The following is a 3,011-nucleotide window of genomic DNA, read 5'->3' as shown; positions in this document are numbered from 1 at the left end:
GTTTTAAGCCTATTTAAGTTTCGTAACATAATTTGGTTTGTTCCCACCGACTTACTTAACATCATGTCTAGATGACCAGAATTCCGTCAGATTGCTTGGTCAATTAAACAGGCACTATATCATACCATTGTCAAAAATCTTTGCAATAAATTAATCGTTTGTAGGGACTTACAGATATACGTCCCTACAATGTATGGATAGCAGATATTTGATGAAAAAGTATAATTAATAAAGTTTAAAAGTTCAATGAAGTTACTTTTAACTTTTAACTTATTTTTTACTGTGCCACAATATTAATAAAAAGAAGTGGCAAAGCCACTTCCTAATTCCCAGGTAGAACCTAAGTTATGAGTATAACGACTACAAAAATTTGAAATAGTATAAACAAACACCAATTAACTGAATATCTCTATTTTCCTTGTTTTCTGGGTGAGGAAATCCTGATTTCCATCTGCCAAATAACTGTATATTTACATAAGTTTCATGATTGCAATGCAAACTCAATTTTATCTAGTTCATCGCTAATATGGCGCTTGTCCCATTCTGGCTGAAGTGTATCTAGTTTTTGGTGCGATCGCCGCTGCTTTCCATTGCAAGGCTTCCAACAAGCAATTTGTGAAAGTACATCATTCCTGACTAGGATTCAATACAACGATAATTTCTCCTAGCCTAATTCCCAAACGTTTCCAGTGGGGATTGCTAGAGGAAAAAGTACTATCCCCTAACACTGCTTGGTAGTCATTGGGGAATTTTTCATAAGCATTGGGAGCAGCGTTTACTCGTAAAATGAGTTTGCCTTGATAACGGGATAATTTACTACTATCCAACAAGATAGTACCGCCGTAATCCCACTCCAATCCATAGAGTCTAAAGTTACCTAACTTCTTGCGTAATTCGCTTAATGGGGTTCCAACACCAATACCTTCGCGGGTTTTCCAAGCCCAACCCAGGTTACGCACATCTAGAGGTTTGGTACGAGTATTATCACTCCAGACTACCAAGAGCGATCGCCCCTGATTTAGGTTTAACTGAGTAGCTGCAAAACTACCTATTCCTTCGGGGCCTGAAATGGTTTTATCAACGAGACGAGACGCGCCAAATAGCTTAACTAAATCTTTCTTAGTCGTTGTGCGTGTAATCGGCCCCACTCGTTCCCCAGGAACAATCAAGGTGTCTGTTAATGGTTGCGATTTAGCAACAGTAACTGGATGATTAATTTTCTGCGGTAGTGCAAAGGCTGGATTTGCTGAATAGTTTAGCAGTAAAGCTAAAGTAGCTGTAGCAATACCTTTGATTGATGAATGCATGGGTTCTATTTTGGGTAGCAGAATATGAGTTGTGAGTACTCATCGTTTAACTACTACAATTTCCCCGTTACAGATTCCCGATTTCCCAAAATTTTATTTCATCGCTCTAGTTGCATTTAAAATTGCCAGCAAGGCTACTCCAACATCAGCAAAGACAGCTTCCCACATTGTTGCTATACCTAAAATACCCAACCCAATAAATATACCTTTAATTGCTAAAGCAAAGCCAATATTTTGCCAAACTATTGTGCGGGTTTTTCTAGCGATTTGTATTGCTTCTGCCACTTTTGATGGTGCATCTGTCATGATCACAATATCGGCAGTTTCTATCGCTGCATCTGAACCTAACCCGCCCATCGCTATTCCAACATCTGCTCTAGCAATCACTGGTGCATCATTAATACCATCCCCAACAAAGGCAACTTTACCATGCTTGCCGGCGGTGCTGAGTAACTTCTCAATGGCATTAACTTTTTCTTCGGGTAATAACTCTGCTTCATAGGTATCTATGCCAATCTGTTGAGCAATTCGAGAAGCGATCGCTTGATTATCTCCTGTCAACATTACTGTTCTCTCTACACCCATTCGCTTGAGTGCTTGAATAGCAAGTCTTGCATCTTCTTTGAGTTCATCAGCAATGACAATATACCCAGCGTAAATATCATCCACTGCTAGATGAATAACTGTTCCCTCTAACTGGCAATTATCGTGATAAATATTCTCTCTATGTAATAAGCGATCGCTTCCTGCTATCACTACCCTATTTTCAACCTTGGCTCTAATTCCATAGCCTGCTATCTCTTCATAATCTCTCACCTCAAATTCATCAATTTTTTCACCATAAGCCTTGCGGATAGATTGAGCAATGGGATGATTTGAGTGTGATTCTACTTTGGCAGCTAATTGCAGTAATTTTTCATCATTCCAGCCATTTAATGGTATTATTTCTACTACTTTAAATACCCCTTGAGTTAACGTTCCAGTTTTATCAAAAACAACTGTATTCACTGCATTTAAAGTATCTAAAAAAGTAGAGCCTTTGACTAAAATACCACGTCTGGCTGCACCTCCCACACCTCCAAAGTAACCTAATGGAATACTGATAACGAGTCCACAGGGACAGGAAATAACTAGTAAAATTAGGGCGCGATAAATCCACTCTGAAGAAGTTGCACCAGAAATGAATAAAGGAGGTAATATTGCAACTGCTAAAGATGTAAAAACTACTATTGGTGTATAATATCGGGCGAATTTAGTAATAAACTTTTCTGTTTCTGCTTTTTTACTTTTGGCATTTTGCACCAAGTCTAAAATCCTAGCAATGGAAGATTCATCAAAGAGTTTTGTGACTCTAATGCTGAGAACACCCATTTTATTGATCATCCCAGCCAAAACCGTTTCTCCCAGCCTCACTGTTCGCGGCACAGATTCTCCAGTTAATGCAGATGTATCAACTTGCGAATTACCATCTATAATTTCGCCATCTAAGGGAATCTTTTCTCCGGGTTTCACGACGATAATATCCCCAACATTTACTGTTTCTGGCGATACTTTTTTGAGTTCTCCCTCTATTTGAATATTGGCATAGTCTGGGCGGACTTCCAATAATTCTTTGATAGAATTACGGGAACGACTGACGGCAATATCTTGGAACAATTCTCCAATTTTATAAAATAACATTACTCCGACAGCTTCGGGTAATTT

The 3,011-nt window shown here is 38.7% G+C and carries 2 protein-coding genes; both read right to left on the bottom strand.

From position 1 onward, the window contains the following. Window positions 1-626: 626 nt before the first annotated feature. On the bottom strand, window positions 627-1,307 hold the full coding sequence (locus RRG12_RS42405) for a hypothetical protein (protein WP_420762244.1): 681 nt from the start codon (window positions 1,305-1,307) through the stop codon (window positions 627-629). 93 nt (window positions 1,308-1,400) lie between these two features. After that, the coding region (locus tag RRG12_RS42400) for a heavy metal translocating P-type ATPase (protein WP_420763238.1) at window positions 1,401-3,011 on the bottom strand (1,611 nt) is incomplete at its 5' end.

This window comes from Nostoc sp. CALU 546, from assembly GCF_048836525.1.
The sequence above is the reverse complement of the archived record's forward strand: the minus strand, read 5'-3'. Positions and strand labels throughout refer to the sequence as shown.

Bases quoted from the DNA above. Each gene is read 5' to 3' on its own strand.
- RRG12_RS42405 (WP_420762244.1), bottom strand. From the start codon at position 1,307: ATGCATTCATCAATCAAAGGTATTGCTACAGCTACTTTAGCTTTACTG.